Raw genomic sequence first — 14917 nt, forward strand, 5'->3', positions numbered from 1 at the left:
TCTGACACAATATTTTGTGGGGGATACTATTATGCGATTTGGTTTTGTGGGTGCCGTGGTGCTGGCAATCGCAGCAGGCAATGCCGCTTCGGCACAGTCGGCGGCAATCCCGGCAGAGTTCCCACCCGCAAGCTTCACAGGTAACCAATTCGTTGACAGCAAGGGTTGCGCCTTTATTCGTGCCGGTACCGGCGGTGTGACGAACTGGGTTCCCCGCGTCAGCCGCAGCCGCACGCAGCTTTGCAATTTCCAGCCGACCTTTGCTGCTGGCACCGCATCCGGACCGGCCCCCGCCGCCGCCGCTCCGCGTGTTGCCCCGCTTGACGCGCCAGTGATCCAGATCAGTTCTCCGCCGCCGCAACCGCGCGGCACACTGCGCGGCCTCTTCGGTGGGGGCGAGGCACAGCCCATCGAAACCGTGGCTTCGATCCCGGCACCTGTCGCGCCCGCGCCCACGCCACTGGTGATCACGCCGCCCGCGGCCCCACAGGCCGTCGCGGCACCAGCGCCGCAGCTGACACGCGCGGATGTTTGCGAAGGGCGCTTTGGCGTTCAGCCTGGTTTTGTGAGCAACCGCACCGGCCAGCCAATCGATTGCGGCCCGGCCCCGCAAGTTGCCGCCGCGCCGACACCGCTTGTGATCGAAGCCCCCGCACCGGTGGACGAACCGCGCCGCATCACGCTTGCACAGGCGTGCGCCGAAATCGGCACCACGGGCTTCCGCTATATCAGCGCCCAGACGGGCGAGCCAATCGTCTGCCCCGGTCCGCAAGCGGCCACCACATTGTTTGCAGGCACCACGACGAATGCCGCGCCGATGGCTCCTATGGCACCGTCCGCACCAGTCGCCGCCGTCGCGCCGACACCGCCGGAACGGATCGCGGTGACAACCACCTGCGCAAACATCCCGACGATCGAAGGTGTCGCAGTGCGCTGCGGCCCGCAGGAAATTTCGCCACACGGCCAGCCTGTCGGACCGATGGCGCGGGCAAGCGTACCCGCACAGACACGCACCTCGGCATCTGCGAATTTCTTCCGCCAGACACCGGTTCCGGCATCAAACCCTGTTGTGACCCGCCGCGAAGTGATCCGGCCACCCGCAGGTTACGTGCGCGTCTGGGGTGATGGGCGTCTGAACGCACATCGTGGTCTGCCACCCCAGCAGGCCGTTGTCGCTCCGGCGGCAAAAGCGCCCGCACCGGTTGCCACGCAAGAGGCGCACGTGTCGACCCGGACGGCACCGCCATCTGTCGCCGGTCCGGCACACCGTTACATTCAGGTCGGGTCCTTCGGGGATCACGCCAACGCGGATCGTTTGATCCAACGGCTAGGTGCGCAGGGCTTGCCGGTCGGTGCCGGGCGTTCCGGCGCGATGAAGATCGTCGCGGTTGGACCGTTCCGCACACAGGCCGATTTCCAACGCGGTATGCAGATCGTGCGCGGCATGGGCTTTGGAGACGCGTTCCCGCGCAATTAGAGGTTTCTCCCGGGAAAGGCCCTGCGGACGATTTGCAGGGCTTTTCTTTGTCTGACGATCACGTGTCGCAGATCCCCTGTAGGCTGACCCATGCACCATCACCCATGATCGGGGCGACATCATCGCCTGTAACCGGATCGTTCGCGATCAGATAGGGCATCGGGGCGCCATGACTGGCAAGGTGCGTCGCAAACGGTGTTGTGGACAGGCGCGCGGCGTCGAAACTTTGCACCAGTGCAACAGGATCGCGGGGCGGCAGTGCACCATCCACCAGCGACTGCGCGTAGGTCTTCAGGACCTCCGGTGCCAGTTCGCCTGTCGTGAACAGCGTAAACGTGCCGCGCAGTCCTGCCGTTTCCAGTATCGGGGCCAGCGGATCATTGATGGTGCGGGTCGTATGCGCGGCCAGCACATATCCGGCGGTAATGGCCGGATCATCGGTGCTTTCGGGAATGGATTTGTCGAGCACGATAATCCCGCCGGGCAGGCCGACTGCGTCACCAAAACCTGTTGGTGCGACGATGATTTGCCCGTCCGCATCGCGGCCCAGAAGCCTGCGGTGCAATTGTGCGAGCGCCTGACGCCCTTGGGGGCCGCGACAACTTGGACCGGTCAGGAACTGGATATGCCCAAGAACGGTTGCCCCGATTTCTGCCCGCTTTGATTGTGGCACGGCGGACAGGGTCTGTTCGCGCAGCGCACCCGGAAACCAGAACACGCCTGCCGCGGCCAGTGTGCCGATAATCAGCACCGTCGACAAATGGCGCAGTTTGCGCGGCCGTGGGCGTGTTCTTGCGATGGTCTTGCGCACCTTTTCGATCGCGTCGATCATCAGCGGGTCTTCGATTTCAAGCGTCTCGTCCGCGTCTGTATCCGGTGCAAAAAGGGCAGGACGGGTACCCGCGTTCAGACGGGTGACGGCGGGCAGCGACCAATGGGTCAGCGCGGATCCGCTGCCATCTGACACCACCAGCGTGGCATCACCGAAAGACACGATCACCTCGCGCGCAGCCTTGTCCGGGCTTTCGCGCCAGATACCGCCGCTTTCCAACCGTGCATACTCTTTAAGCGCTGTCATTTGCCTGCAACTGCCTCTGCTGCCAGTCTAGCTGCTTTTGGCGGCGGACGGTAGGCTGATTGCGTGACAGGTTCCATGCAAACGCGCGCTTCTAAAGGGTTTTCGCGGCCTTGCGCAGCTCGAATTTCTGGATCTTCCCAGTCGAAGTTTTCGGCAGTTCCTGGAACACGACTTTCTTGGGGCATTTGAAACCGGCCAGCCGTTCGCGCATAAACGCAATAATCTCGGCCTCGTCAGCGGATGCCCCTTCCTTCAGTTCCACGAAAGCGCAAGGGACTTCGCCCCATTTTTCGTCCGGCTTGGCGACGACGGCACACAGATTCACGGCCGGATGGTTCATCAAGGCCCCTTCGACCTCGACCGAAGAGATGTTCTCACCGCCCGAAATGATGATGTCCTTGGCGCGATCCGAAATCTGGATGTAGCCGTCCGGATGTTGCACGGCGAGGTCTTCGGAATGGAAATACCCGCCCTTGAACGCCTTTTGCGTCGCCTCTGGGTTTTTGAGGTAGCCTTTCATCACCGCGTTGCCGCGCATGACGATTTCGCCCTGTGTCGCGCCGTCCATTCTGACCTGCTGCATCTGATCGTCCATGACCGTGATGTCCTCCATCATCGGGAGGGCCACGCCCTGACGTGCCTTGATCGCCGATTGTTCATCTGGCGGAAGATCGTCCCAGTCGGCATTCCAGATGCATTCAGTGACATGCCCGTAAGTTTCGGTCAGCCCGTAAACCTGCATGACGTTGAACCCCAGCTTGCTGATTGCAGCAAGTGTTGCCGGGGCGGGGGGCGCGCCTGCGGTGAAAACCTCGACCGTGTGATCAAAGCTGCGTCGGTCCTGAGCCTTGGCGTTGACCAGCAGGTTCAGCACGATCGGGGCCCCGCCAAAATGGGTGACACCATGATCGGCGATGGCGTTATAGATGTTCGCCGGCGTGATATCGCGGCAGCACACCACCGTGCCGCCAAGGGCCGGCATCATCCATGTGTGATTCCAGCCGTTGCAGTGAAACAGTGGCACGATTTGCAGATAGGTCGGATAAAGCGGCATCTGCCAGCTGATCGGCGTGCCGACCGTCATCAGGTAAGCGCCACGATGGTGATAGACGACGCCTTTCGGGCGGCCCGTCGTGCCGGATGTGTAATTCAGCGCAAGGCTTTCCCATTCGTCCTCTGGCATGATCCACGCGAAATCGGGATCACCTGTGGCGATGAAATCCTCATAGTCGATCTGCTCGCCAATTCCGCCGACACCGGCAGTTGTATCAGGCACTTCGACAATACCTGGCGGCGGGCCGTCCATCAGTTCGATGGACTGCATCAGCAGCGGCAGGAACTGGCTGTCGACCAGCACAACCTTGGCCGCCCCGTGATCAAGGATATAGGCGATGGTGTCCGCATCCAGACGGGTGTTGATCGTGTTCAGCACCGCACCACAGGCGGGTACGCCAAATGCGGCTTCGGATTGCGCGGGGATGTTGGGCAGAATGGTGGCGACGACATCGCCCGGGTTCACGCCGATCTTGACCAGTGCAGAAGCAAGGCGCGTCACCCGGTCATGATAGGCGCGATAGGTCAGCCGCGTGTCGCCATAGATCAACGCGGTGCGATCGGCAAAGACGGTCGCTGCACGTTTGAGATGGCTCAGCGGCGTCAGCGCGACGTAATTGGCCGCGCATTTGTCCAATCCGGTCTCGTCACTCATCCAACCCATGGCGAACCTCCCCGCTTTCCATCTTGAAGAAGGAGTATTGCCTCCCGTCGCCACCTTTGGAAGAGTGAATTGCGGGCAAGGGATCATTCACATGACAGCACAGACATCTGCACCGGGCCTTGCGGCACTCTTCGTGCTTGCCGGTATGATGACGCTCGGGCTGACCGACAACTTTCTGCGCTACGTGACCGAGGACAGCTCGCTTGCGCAGTTCCATTTCATCCGGGGGGCGTTTGCCTTTGCGATGCTGGCCATCGCGGCGGCCTTTGGCTGGGGGATCATCCGCCCCAAAAAGCCGCTGGCCGTGCTTGGGCGATCCGCCCTCGTGACGGGGGCGATGGTGATCTATTTCGGCTGCCTGTCGATCCTGCCCATTGGTGTCGTAGTCGCAGGGCTGTTCACGGCCCCCCTGTTCGTTGTCATCATCACGGTACTAATCCAGCGTCAGCGTGTCGGACCCATCCGCTGGGCGGCGGTTGGCGTCGGGTTCGCAGGCACGTTGATGGTGATCCAGCCGGATCCGGCCGCACTTGATCCGGTGGTCTTTCTGCCGGTGGTGGCGGGGTTCCTTTATGCCTGTAGTGCCGTGGCCACGCGGGCGTGGTGCGAAGGCGAAGGCACGCTGGCGCTGACCGCAACGTTCTTTGCGATGCTGTCGCTGACCGGCGCTTTGGGATGCTTGTTGCTTCCGGGGACGGGCACGGGCGCGGCCGGTTTCGCGCTGCGGGGCTGGATGCCGATGACGGACGCCAACCTGTTCTGGATCGCGGTCCAGTCCGTCGGCGCGCTGATCGGCATCGCCTGCCTGTTTCGCGCGTATCAGGTGGGCGAGGCGAGCTTTGTCGCGGTCTTTGAATATTCGCTGCTGATCTTCGCCAGTTTCTGGGCCTACGTGCTTTGGCAGGAAAGCGTATCCTTGCTGGCCGGGCTCGGGATGGTGCTGATCGCGCTGGCAGGAACAATCATCGCGGTGCGGTCGGACGGATGATCATTTCTCCGGGGCGAAACTATATCTTCGTGCATGCGCCCAAGACCGGCGGCACAGCAATGGCGCTGGCACTGGAAGACCGCGCGATGAAGGATGACATCCTCATCGGTGACACACCCAAGGCCATAAAACGCCGCAATCGGCTCAAGCGGCTGACGCCAAAGGGGCGGCTTTGGAAGCACAGCACGCTTGCCGATATCGAAGGGATCATCAGCCGTGACCAGATGGCAGGGATGATGGTCTTTACCCTGACCCGCAACCCTTGGGACCGGCTGGTCAGCTACTATCACTGGCTGCAAATGCAAGACTTCGATCATCAGGCTGTGGGGCTGGCCAAGACACTGTCATTCAACGATTTCCTGCAACACGAAGCGATCCTGCCAGCCTTTGCTGCGCAACCTGTCCGCACGATGGGCACGGACGGCGCGGGTACCGATCATCTGACGCATCTGATCCGGCTGGAACACTGGGAAAAGGATATCGCACCGGTTTGTGCGCAGCTTGGCTTTGACATTGTCCTGACACGGGTCAACGCGTCGATGCGCGCGCGCGACTATCGGCTTTATTATACAGCAGCAGAGGTCGATCTGGTCGCGCAGGCATGTGCGGATGATATCGCTGACGGCGGCTATTCCTTCGACGATTAGGCCCCATTGTTTCGAAATCATGGTTAATCGGACCGTTCCGGCCGGATTGGAAAGGCACATCTTACCAATGACACAAACTTGCCCCTTTGTGACCCAATCGGGGGCACGGGAATCATGGCCCATGAATGCAACAGACGAAATCGTCACGAGGGGAAAGCGATGTTTGCATTTGGAAATGACACCTGGGATCGGATGCGCGCCGAAGAGGCACCGCGCCGCACCGATCTGACACTGGCTGATCTGACACATGGCATCGTTGCAGGCACCAAAGTGGCGACGCCGACAGGCTGGCGCTGCATCGAAGCGATTGCCCCCGGTGACATGGTGCTGACATTTGATGGCGGCATGCAGGCCGTCGTAAGCGTCCAGCGCGAAGTCATCTGGACTGACAACGTGGCCGCCAACCCCGCGACCTGGCCGCTGCACGTCCCTGCCGGCGCGCTTGGCAACCGCGAGGATATGACGATCCTGCCATATCAGGCGGTTCTGGTCGAAAGTGATGCGGCCGAAAACGCCTTTGGCGATCCTTTCGCCATGATCCCCGCCGCTGCCCTTGAAGGGTTCCGCCGCATCACGCGGATGGCCCCGGCCGAGCGGATCGAAATCGTCACCCTGCAATTCGCGCAGGACGAAGTTGTTTTTGCGAATATCGGGGCGTTGTTCTTTTGCCCCAAGTCGGTCGATTTGTTGCAGGCACCAGCAGTAAATGCAGCATATCAGGTTCTGAATATCGAACAGGCCGACGCAATTGTCTGTTTGCTTGAAATGGAAGATGGCCGGACGCACGCCCCCGTGGCCAGCGCCGCAGCCTAAGAAGCGACCTCCTCACACTAAAACGCCCCGCCGGTTTACCGTGCGGGGCGCTTTTTTTTGTGCTGTCAGAATACGTTACGCGGCAGACTTCGCTTGTGGTCCAAAGCGGCCATAAAAGGTCTGCGTTTTGTCCGCCATCTCGCTCAGCAGGTCTGGCGTCTTGAACCGGTCACCGAATTGTTCGGTCAACTGGTCGCAACGTTCCGCCGCATAAGGTGTGCCGATGATATCCAGCCAGCTGAACGGACCACCCGACCAAGGTGCAAAGCCCCAGCCAAGGATCGCACCCACATCGCCTTCGCGGATGTCTTCCAGAACGCCTTCTTCCAGCGCGCGAACCGCTTCCAGAACTTGCGCGAATAACAGGCGGTGCTGGACTGTGACAAGATCAGGTTGTTCATCTGCGACCGGATACTTGTCCGCCAGACCTTCCCACAAACCCTGACGTTTGCCTTTGTCATCATAAGCATAGAAGCCCGCGTTCGACTTGCGACCAAGACGCCCTTCGTCAAACATCCAGAACAGTACCTCGTCCTGCGCATCGTCATATGCGTCGCCCATCGCGGCCTTTGTCGCCTTGGCGATCTTGACGCCAAGGTCGATCGACGTTTCATCGGTCAACTGCAGCGGTCCCAGCGGCATGCCCACCAGCTTCGCCGCGTTTTCGATCAGCGCAGGTTCCACACCTTCCTTCACCATCCGAATACCTTCGTTGATGTAAGGGATGATGCAGCGGTTGGCATAGAAGAAGCGTTCGTCATTGACGACAATCGGCGTCTTCTTGATCTGGCGCACATAATCCAGCGCCTTCGCCACAGCGACGTCGCCGGTTTCCTTGCCCTTGATGATTTCCACCAGCATCATCTTGTCGACGGGGCTGAAGAAGTGGATACCGATGAACTTTGACGGATCCTTGGCGGCCTTTGCCAGTTCGGTGATCGGCAGGGTGGAAGTATTCGTGGCGAACACGCAATCAGTCTGCGCCTGCACGTTCTTGGTGACCTCGGCCTTGACGCCCACGTCTTCGAACACGGCCTCGACGATCAGATCGCAGCCTTTCAGCGCGTCATAATCAGTTGTTGCGTTGATCAGGCCAAGCATCGCCTCTTTCTGCTCTGGCGTCGCTTTCTTGCGGGCGATGCCCTTGTCCATGTAATCGGCCGTGTAGGATTTGCCTTTGTCAGCCGCTTCCTGCTTGGCGTCGATCAGAACGACTTCGATACCCGCGCGGGCAGAAACAAGCGCGATACCTGCGCCCATCATACCGGCTCCGATGATGCCGACCTTGCTGACCTTTTGGTCGTCGACCGCAGGACGGTTCGCACCCTTTTCAAGCGCTTCCTTGTTGATGAACAGACTGCGGATCATCGCAGAGGACGACGGGTTCATCAGGATATTCGTGAAATAGCGGGCTTCGATCTGCAACGCCGTGTCAAACGGGACCAGTGCGCCTTCGTAGACAGCAGAGAGCAGCGCCTTGGCCGCCGGATAAACGCCTTGCGTCTTGCCATTGACCATCGCCGAAGCACCCACAAAGGTCATGAAACCGGCAGGGTGGTAGGGCGTGCCACCGGGCATCTTATAGCCCTTCTCATCCCATGGCTTGACGATCTTGGGTTCGGACAGAACCCATTCCTTGGCCTTTGCCAACAATTCATCGGCAGGCACGACCTCGTCGATGACACCGGCGGCCATTGCTTTCTTTGGATCGTTCAGCTTGCCTTCCAGCAGCAGCGGGGATGCGGCCATCGCACCCAGCTTGCGCACAAGGCGGGTGGTACCACCGGCGCCCGGGAAGATACCGACCATGATCTCGGGCAGACCGATCTTGGCCTTGGGGTTGTCGGCGGCAAAGATGCGGTGACAGGCCAGCGGAACTTCAAGGCCGATCCCAAGGGCGGTGCCGGGCAGAGCGGCAGCGATGGGCTTGCCACCCTTGTTGGTCTTCGGGTCCATGCCTGCGCGCTCGATCTTGCGCAGGGCCTTGTGGCCGTTCATCGTGAATTCAAACAGACCGGCAGCAGGGTTGTCGCCGCTTTCCTCGCGGATCGTGGCCAACACGTTCAGGTCCATACCACCGGCAAAGCTGTCCTTGCCTGATGTGATGACGGCCCCCTTGATGCTGTCATCGGCAAGGACTTCGTCAATCAGGCCGTTCAATTCGGCCATGCTGTCGCGGGTCATGACGTTCATCGACTTGGACTTGACGTCCCATGTGATGACCGCAACGCCGTCGGCGTCCTTTTGCATTGTAAAATCAGTCATGTCGTCTCCTGTTCATTTGCGGAGTGTGTGTCTGTGCGGCCCTACTGGGCCGCGATATTCTGTTGGACGCAGGCCCGGACAGCGTCGCTGATGCCGGTCTCGTCCGATGAGTTGTTGTCCGAACCGCACACCATCCAGCGGCCTTGCATGCGCATGACGATGGCCTGGGTCAGGGTCGGTTGGGTCACGTTGTTTCCGTCCTTGTCCTTGTAGGACACGCGATGCGAGCCCTCGATGCAGTCCTTGGTGCGGAAACGGGCATTGATGCATTCGCGCTTGCACGAGGTCGCACCAAGTTCAGCGGCGTAGTCGACGTAGCGTCTGAAAGCGACTTCCAGCTCTTGCTGGGTGCGGATATTGAATGTTTCAGAACGGGTGCGAATGTGGTGGGGCACGTGGATCAACTCCGCGTGCCGCGCACAATCCTCCGCCATGAAACAGACGTCGATCTCGTCCATCAGGGCCTGATAAATCGCTCTTGCTTCCGCGTGGTCGCGCAGTGCCATACCTATACCCGCTCGATAATTGTTGCAGCTCCCATACCAGATGCGATGCAGAGTGTCGCCAACCCCGTGCCCTTGCCGGTGCGCTCCAGCTCGTCCAGCAACGTGCCGATGATAATGGCACCTGTGGCCCCCAGCGGGTGGCCCATGGCAATGGACCCGCCGTTGACGTTGACCAGTGCGGGATCGACATCAAAGCGTTGCAGGAAGCGCAGCACGACGGACGCGAAAGCCTCGTTCACTTCGAAAAGGTCGATATCGCTGATGGCCATGCCGCTGTCGGCCATGATCTTTTCGGTGACTGGGACAGGACCGGTCAGCATGATCGTCGGATCAAGGCCGATCTTGGCGGTGTGCTTGATGATGGCACGGGGCTTGATGCCCATGGCTTCGCCATATTCCTTGGAGCCGATCAAAAGGCCCGCGGCCCCGTCCACGATGCCCGAGGAGTTCCCGGCATGGTGGATGTGATTGATCTTCTCAAGGTGGGGATACTTCATCAACGCGACCTTGTCGAAACCTGGCATCTGTTCGCCCATGGCCTGAAAGGCGGGGTTGAGCGACCCAAGGGCCTGCATATCCGTCCCGGGGCGCATGTATTCGTCATGATCCAGAATGGTCAGCCCGTTTATGTCGGTGACAGGGACGATGGACTTGTCGAAACGCTTGTCGTCCCAGGCGGCCTTGGCGCGGCGCTGGCTTTCCATGGCCAGCTGATCTGCGTCATCGCGGGAAAAGCCGTATTCGGTGGCGATGATGTCGGCAGAAATACCCTGCGGGACAAAGTAGGTCTCCATCGCGATGGACGGATCGACGGCAATCGCCGCACCATCCGAGCCCATGGCAACGCGGCCCATCATCTCGACACCGCCGGCGATATAGGCCTGACCGGCTCCGCCTTTGATCTGGTTGGCGGCAAGATTCACAGCCTCCATGCCAGAGGCGCAGAACCGGTTGATGGCAAGGCCCGGAATGGACTGGTGAAGGTCAGAGGCCAGCACCGCGGTACGGGCAAGACACCCGCCCTGTTCGCCAACCTGGGTGACATTGCCCCAGATCACGTCTTCGACGGCGTGGCCTTCAAGGCCATTGCGCTCCTTGAGTGCGTTCAGGACGCCCGCAGACAGGCGGGCAGCAGTGACTTCATGCAGGCTGCCGTCTTTGCGGCCCTTGCCGCGCGGTGTGCGCACGGCGTCGTAGATATAGGCTTCGGTCATGGTGGTCCTTTCGTTACGCGCGGTCCGCAGGGGAGCCGGGCATCAGATCATAGGGGTGTTTCCAACCGGGCAGGGCGGCGATGTTGTCCAACCAGCGGTCGATATGCGGGAAATCCTTGCGTTCGAAACCGAACGGTTCGGGATAATAAAGATAACTGCAGCACGAGAAATCGGCGTTGGTCACGCCATCGCCGACGATGAAGTCGCGCCCCTCAAGGTGGCTGTTCAGCACGCTATAAGCGGCAGCAAGGCGGCCTTGCGAGAAACCGATGACTTCAAGCGGTCGCTTTTCAGCGGGAAGGAAATTCATCAGAAAACGGGTCATGCCCGCGACCGATGACAGTTTGTGGTTGTCCCACAGGACCCAGCGCAACACCTCGTATTTGTCAGCCGCTCCGCCGCCGAACTTGCCGGTCTTGTCCGTGATGTACTGCTGGATCGCACCTGACTGGGTGAGGACGATATCCCCGTCGATCATGACAGGGGCTTCACCCATGGGATTGACGGCACGAAATTCAGGGGTGCGGGCGGCACCACCAAAGAAATCGACCTTTACGGGGGACCAGTCGAGGCCGCTCAGCTCAAGTGGCAAGGCAGCCTTGTAGGAATTGCCGCTTTCGCCAAAGCAGTGCAGCTTGATGGTCATGTGCCTTTCCTCCCAGACGGCGCACCCGCCGGAGCCGGCAGGATTTCGAGTTTATTTGGCCAGATGAAATGGATCATCTTACCGATCTTCATCAACCGTTAAGGTTAACGGCCCTAGTGTCGACACGCGCGGCAGGCTGGAGAGCTGAGCCGCGTGCCAGGTGAAGCCCCCGCGCGATAAGCCGGTTAGCCATACCGTAAGGCGGGCGGGGGTGGATCACACTTCTTCTGGTCTTCATCTGGCCAGGAGAACTCCCCCCGGAGGGCCGGTCACTTTCGGATACCCCGTTCACTTTTTACGATCCGCCAATGTGGCCTGAAAATTGCGCAACTTGTGACCAAACGTGTCTTCGTTCAGAATTCTGTCGAAATTTTCGAACAGGAATGACAGCGCCTCGCCTTCGTCCAGATCGGACTCCTTGGCAAAACGCTTCAGCCGCCGATATCCGTCCTCGCTCATGGCGACGGGAAACCGGCGGGTGAGACGAAGACGTTTAGGCATCGGAACCTTTCAGGCGGTCGGCGGTGGCGGATGGGGTTGCCCCCATCCTTCCATCAAAAGGCTGCGGCTTCCAGCGCCATCACCGTATCGGCACCGGTGTTGATGCGCGCAAGGTGCATCGCGGTGGCCGGCAACTGGCGCTGCATGTAATAACGGCCCGTCGCGATCTTCGTCTCGTAGAATTCCTTGTCGGACGCACCGTCCTCCAAGGCTTCCATCGCCGCTTTCGCCATACGTGCCCACATCAGGCCAAGACAGACGTGACCCATCATGTGCATGAAGTCATAGGACCCGGCCAGCGCGTTGTTCGGATTCTTCATGCCGTTCTGCATAAAGTACATGCCAGCAGCCTGCAGATCCTTCGACGCAGCCTTCAAAGGCTCAAGAAAGTCCGCTTTCAGTGCTTCGTTGCCGTCGTTTTCCTTGATGAAGGTCTTGATCATGTCAAAGAAGGCCATGACGTGCTTGCCGCCATCCTGTGCAAGCTTGCGCCCGACAAGGTCCAGCGCCTGCACGCCGTTCGCGCCTTCGTAGATCATCGCGATCCGCGCATCACGCGCGAACTGGGACATGCCCCATTCTTCGATGTAGCCGTGCCCGCCGTAAACTTGCTGAGCGGCAACCGCATATTCAAAACCCTTGTCCGTCTGGAAGCCCTTGATGACAGGTGTCAGCAGGGAAATCAGGCCATCGGCTTCGGCGTCGTTGTTCTTGTGGGCGCGATCAATCAGATAGGCACCCCAGAAGGTCAGCGCGCGGGCACCTTCCACAAAGGATTTCTGGTCCATCAGGTTGCGACGGATATCGGGATGCACGATCAGCGGATCGGCAGGGCCATCGGGGTTTTCCGCACCTGTGACGGCGCGACCTTGCAGACGGTCGTTCGCATAAGCCACTGCGTTCTGATAGGCGGCCTCGGCCTGTGCATAGCCCTGCAGGCCAACACCCAGACGGGCCTCGTTCATCATCACGAACATGGCGCGCATGCCCTTGTGCTCTTCCCCGATCAGATAACCTTCGGCCTCGTCATAGTTCATGACACATGTCGAATTGCCATGGATGCCCATCTTTTCTTCGATCTTGCCAACGGACACGCCGTTGCGCGCACCCAGTTTTCCGTCATCGTCGTGCAGGATCTTGGGAACGATGAACAGCGACACGCCCTTGATACCATCGGGGCCGCCGGGAATCTTGGCCAGCACCAGATGGATGACGTTGTCGGAGATGTCGTGGTCACCGGCCGAGATAAAGATCTTCTGGCCGGAAATTTTGTATGTGCCGTCGTCCTGCGGTACCGCCTTGGTGCGCATAAGACCCAGATCAGTGCCGCAATGGGGCTCTGTCAGGTTCATGGTGCCGGTCCACTCGCAAGACGCGAGCTTGGGCAGGTAGAGATCTTTTTGCGCGTCTGATCCGTGTTCAAGAATGGCCGAGTAGGCTCCGTGAGTGAGGCCCTGGTACATGTTGAACGCCATGTTCGCGGAGACGAAAGGTTCGTTCACCGCCGTGTGCATGACGTAAGGCAGGCCCTGGCCGCCGTATTGCTCAGCGGCGTCGAGGGCTGTCCAACCCCCTTCGCGCATCTGATCGAAGGCTTCCTTGAAACCGGTCGGCGTGCGGACCACGCCGTTTTCCAACACACAGCCTTCGGTGTCGCCTACAACGTTCAGCGGGGCCAGAACCTCGGTCGAAACCTTACCGGCTTCTTCAAGAACGGCAGCAGTGAAATCGCGGTCCAGGTCGCTGAATCCGGGGATATCCTGCTCGCTGACCTTCAAGAGATCATGCAGAACGAATTGCAGGTCTTTTGTCGGGGCGTTGTAGATGGGCATATGTGTCGGTCCTTTGGATCGTGTGAATGTGTGGCAGGGGCCTTCAGATCAGGCCGCTACGTTTTTCTTCTTGGCAAGGGCTTCAAGCTTTGCAGCACCCCAGGCCATCTGTTCTTTCAGCTCTCTGATCGCTTCTTCCAGCTCGGCCTTTTGGGCTTCCATGTCAGAAAGATGCTTCTCGGCAAGCTTGTAGCTTTGTGCCAGCTGTGCCTCGGGTCCACCTTCAAGATGGTACAGGTCCAGCAACTGGCGGATTTCTTCCAACGAAAACCCGAAACGCTTGCCGCGCAGGATCAGCTTCAACCGCACACGGTCACGCTTTGTGAAAAGTCGCTTCTGACCTTCGCGGATCGGGAACAGCAATTCCTTTGCCTCATAAAAGCGCAGCGTGCGCGGGGTTACATCGTATGCATCGCACATCTGGCGAATGCTGAGAGTTTCGGTCGACATTGTCTCGGCTCCTGTCATGTAAAAGTTTTGCCTTCGATGACCAGCACGTGAGACGTCTTGTGGCACTCTACAAACAAAATTGACGTTAACGTAAACGGAACGTGGCGTCACAAGAAAGCTGACGAAAGGTCACGAAAGATGACGCACGGGAAAGCGCAATGATAAAACAGGGAGAAATATCATATTTTTCCCCCTTAGTTCCTATTTGAAACGTTTTCAGATCGGGATTCCCGTGTCGTAAGGTCTGCGTTTGCAACGCCGCAAAACGGTCATTGAGGCCCGGCAGGTCCATGTCCTGCGGCCATATTCCGCCAGTCCAGCTGTTTGATTCTGGTGGGTGAGGGGCATCGCAGTGATGAATCGGCGGTACGTTTTTGATCTAGCCGAGGCTGCTTGCGGTCAGGTCGCGCAATTCCTTCAGTTCCTGCATGGTCTCGTCCAGTTGCTTGCGCTGTTCCTGTAGTTCGACCATCTGCCGGTCCGCCAGCTCGATCCATGATTTCATCTGCGCTTCGTTGCCTTCGTTCTCGTAGATCAGCAACCACTGGCGAATGTCTTCCAGCGCGAATCCAAAGCGGCGTCCACGCAGAATCAGCGTCATCCTCGCCAGTTCGCGGGGGCCATAGTACCGCGACCGCCCTTCCTTTTCGGGGCTGAGCAATTCGATGTATTCGTAGTAGCGCAGGGTGCGCGGTGTGACATCGAATTTGGCACACATTTCTTTGAATGACAGGCGCGGTTCGCTCATGTGGTTCTCCTTAACGTCAGGGTAACGCAAGGATT

Annotated in this window: 14 protein-coding genes; 4 read left to right on the forward strand and 10 right to left on the reverse strand. The window is 59.5% G+C overall.

The window, feature by feature from the left end:
* Nucleotides 1–31: 31 nt before the first annotated feature.
* A complete protein-coding gene (locus BMY44_RS02200) occupies nt 32–1477 on the forward strand; it encodes an SPOR domain-containing protein (protein ID WP_089989729.1) in 1446 nt (481 codons plus the stop codon).
* A 58-nt stretch (nt 1478–1535) separates the two neighbouring features.
* Here BMY44_RS02200 and BMY44_RS02205 read toward each other — a convergent pair whose 3' ends face one another.
* Together BMY44_RS02205 and BMY44_RS02210 are read right to left on the reverse strand one after the other, a co-directional pair.
* Nucleotides 1536–2555 (reverse strand): hypothetical protein, encoded by a 1020-nt coding sequence (locus BMY44_RS02205; RefSeq protein ID WP_089989732.1) that lies wholly within the window; start codon nt 2553–2555, stop codon nt 1536–1538.
* Between the two features lie 91 nt (nt 2556–2646).
* A complete protein-coding gene (locus BMY44_RS02210; protein WP_089989735.1) occupies nt 2647–4272 on the reverse strand; it encodes an AMP-binding protein in 1626 nt (541 codons plus the stop codon).
* Nucleotides 4273–4363: 91 nt separating this feature from the next.
* Here BMY44_RS02210 and BMY44_RS02215 point away from each other — a divergent pair, with 91 nt between their 5' ends.
* The 3 genes from BMY44_RS02215 to BMY44_RS02225 all read left to right on the forward strand — a co-directional run bounded on the left by BMY44_RS02215 (nt 4364) and on the right by BMY44_RS02225 (nt 6720).
* On the forward strand, nt 4364–5260 hold the full coding sequence (locus tag BMY44_RS02215; RefSeq protein ID WP_089989738.1) for a DMT family transporter: 897 nt from the start codon (nt 4364–4366) through the stop codon (nt 5258–5260).
* A complete protein-coding gene (locus BMY44_RS02220) occupies nt 5257–5907 on the forward strand; it encodes a sulfotransferase family 2 domain-containing protein (protein WP_089989741.1) in 651 nt (216 codons plus the stop codon). Before BMY44_RS02215 ends, BMY44_RS02220 begins: the two co-directional genes overlap by 4 nt.
* A 159-nt stretch (nt 5908–6066) precedes the next feature.
* Entirely contained in the window at nt 6067–6720 is a 654-nt protein-coding gene (locus BMY44_RS02225) for a Hint domain-containing protein (RefSeq protein WP_165611768.1), read from the forward strand.
* Nucleotides 6721–6795: 75 nt separating this feature from the next.
* On the opposite strand, the gene BMY44_RS02230 is transcribed toward BMY44_RS02225, so the two are convergent.
* The 8 genes from BMY44_RS02230 to BMY44_RS02265 form a co-directional block, all read right to left on the reverse strand.
* A complete protein-coding gene (locus BMY44_RS02230; protein ID WP_089989746.1) occupies nt 6796–8985 on the reverse strand; it encodes a 3-hydroxyacyl-CoA dehydrogenase NAD-binding domain-containing protein in 2190 nt (729 codons plus the stop codon).
* A gap of 41 nt (nt 8986–9026) precedes the next feature.
* Nucleotides 9027–9491, reverse strand: a complete 465-nt coding sequence (locus BMY44_RS02235; protein WP_089989749.1) for a hypothetical protein — start codon at nt 9489–9491, stop codon at nt 9027–9029.
* Between the two features lie 2 nt (nt 9492–9493).
* Nucleotides 9494–10705: an acetyl-CoA C-acetyltransferase gene (locus BMY44_RS02240; RefSeq protein WP_089989752.1), complete on the reverse strand. Its 1212-nt coding sequence runs from the start codon at nt 10703–10705 to the stop codon at nt 9494–9496.
* A 13-nt stretch (nt 10706–10718) separates the two neighbouring features.
* On the reverse strand, nt 10719–11351 hold the full coding sequence (locus BMY44_RS02245) for a glutathione S-transferase family protein (RefSeq protein ID WP_089989755.1): 633 nt from the start codon (nt 11349–11351) through the stop codon (nt 10719–10721).
* 288 nt (nt 11352–11639) lie between these two features.
* Nucleotides 11640–11852: a hypothetical protein gene (locus BMY44_RS02250; protein WP_089989760.1), complete on the reverse strand. Its 213-nt coding sequence runs from the start codon at nt 11850–11852 to the stop codon at nt 11640–11642.
* Nucleotides 11853–11905: 53 nt separating this feature from the next.
* Nucleotides 11906–13684, reverse strand: coding sequence for an acyl-CoA dehydrogenase C-terminal domain-containing protein (locus BMY44_RS02255; protein WP_089989763.1), 1779 nt, complete (start codon nt 13682–13684; stop codon nt 11906–11908).
* Nucleotides 13685–13732: 48 nt separating this feature from the next.
* Nucleotides 13733–14134, reverse strand: a complete 402-nt coding sequence (locus BMY44_RS02260) for a MerR family transcriptional regulator (RefSeq protein WP_089994421.1) — start codon at nt 14132–14134, stop codon at nt 13733–13735.
* A 379-nt stretch (nt 14135–14513) separates the two neighbouring features.
* Nucleotides 14514–14882, reverse strand: coding sequence for a MerR family transcriptional regulator (locus BMY44_RS02265; protein WP_089989766.1), 369 nt, complete (start codon nt 14880–14882; stop codon nt 14514–14516).
* Nucleotides 14883–14917 lie beyond the last annotated feature (35 nt).

Origin of the sequence: Cognatiyoonia koreensis (assembly GCF_900109295.1) — a bacterium.
GTDB classification, from domain to species: Bacteria; Pseudomonadota; Alphaproteobacteria; order Rhodobacterales; family Rhodobacteraceae; genus Cognatiyoonia; species Cognatiyoonia koreensis.

Bases quoted from the DNA above. Each gene is read 5' to 3' on its own strand.
- BMY44_RS02200 (WP_089989729.1), top strand. From the start codon at position 32: ATGCGATTTGGTTTTGTGGGTGCCGTGGTGCTGGCAATCGCAGCAGGC.
- BMY44_RS02205 (WP_089989732.1), bottom strand. From the start codon at position 2,555: ATGACAGCGCTTAAAGAGTATGCACGGTTGGAAAGCGGCGGTATCTGG.
- BMY44_RS02210 (WP_089989735.1), bottom strand. From the start codon at position 4,272: ATGGGTTGGATGAGTGACGAGACCGGATTGGACAAATGCGCGGCCAAT.
- BMY44_RS02215 (WP_089989738.1), top strand. From the start codon at position 4,364: ATGACAGCACAGACATCTGCACCGGGCCTTGCGGCACTCTTCGTGCTT.
- BMY44_RS02220 (WP_089989741.1), top strand. From the start codon at position 5,257: ATGATCATTTCTCCGGGGCGAAACTATATCTTCGTGCATGCGCCCAAG.
- BMY44_RS02225 (WP_165611768.1), top strand. From the start codon at position 6,067: ATGTTTGCATTTGGAAATGACACCTGGGATCGGATGCGCGCCGAAGAG.
- BMY44_RS02230 (WP_089989746.1), bottom strand. From the start codon at position 8,985: ATGACTGATTTTACAATGCAAAAGGACGCCGACGGCGTTGCGGTCATC.
- BMY44_RS02235 (WP_089989749.1), bottom strand. From the start codon at position 9,491: ATGGCACTGCGCGACCACGCGGAAGCAAGAGCGATTTATCAGGCCCTG.
- BMY44_RS02240 (WP_089989752.1), bottom strand. From the start codon at position 10,705: ATGACCGAAGCCTATATCTACGACGCCGTGCGCACACCGCGCGGCAAG.
- BMY44_RS02245 (WP_089989755.1), bottom strand. From the start codon at position 11,351: ATGACCATCAAGCTGCACTGCTTTGGCGAAAGCGGCAATTCCTACAAG.
- BMY44_RS02250 (WP_089989760.1), bottom strand. From the start codon at position 11,852: ATGCCTAAACGTCTTCGTCTCACCCGCCGGTTTCCCGTCGCCATGAGC.
- BMY44_RS02255 (WP_089989763.1), bottom strand. From the start codon at position 13,684: ATGCCCATCTACAACGCCCCGACAAAAGACCTGCAATTCGTTCTGCAT.
- BMY44_RS02260 (WP_089994421.1), bottom strand. From the start codon at position 14,134: ATGTCGACCGAAACTCTCAGCATTCGCCAGATGTGCGATGCATACGAT.
- BMY44_RS02265 (WP_089989766.1), bottom strand. From the start codon at position 14,882: ATGAGCGAACCGCGCCTGTCATTCAAAGAAATGTGTGCCAAATTCGAT.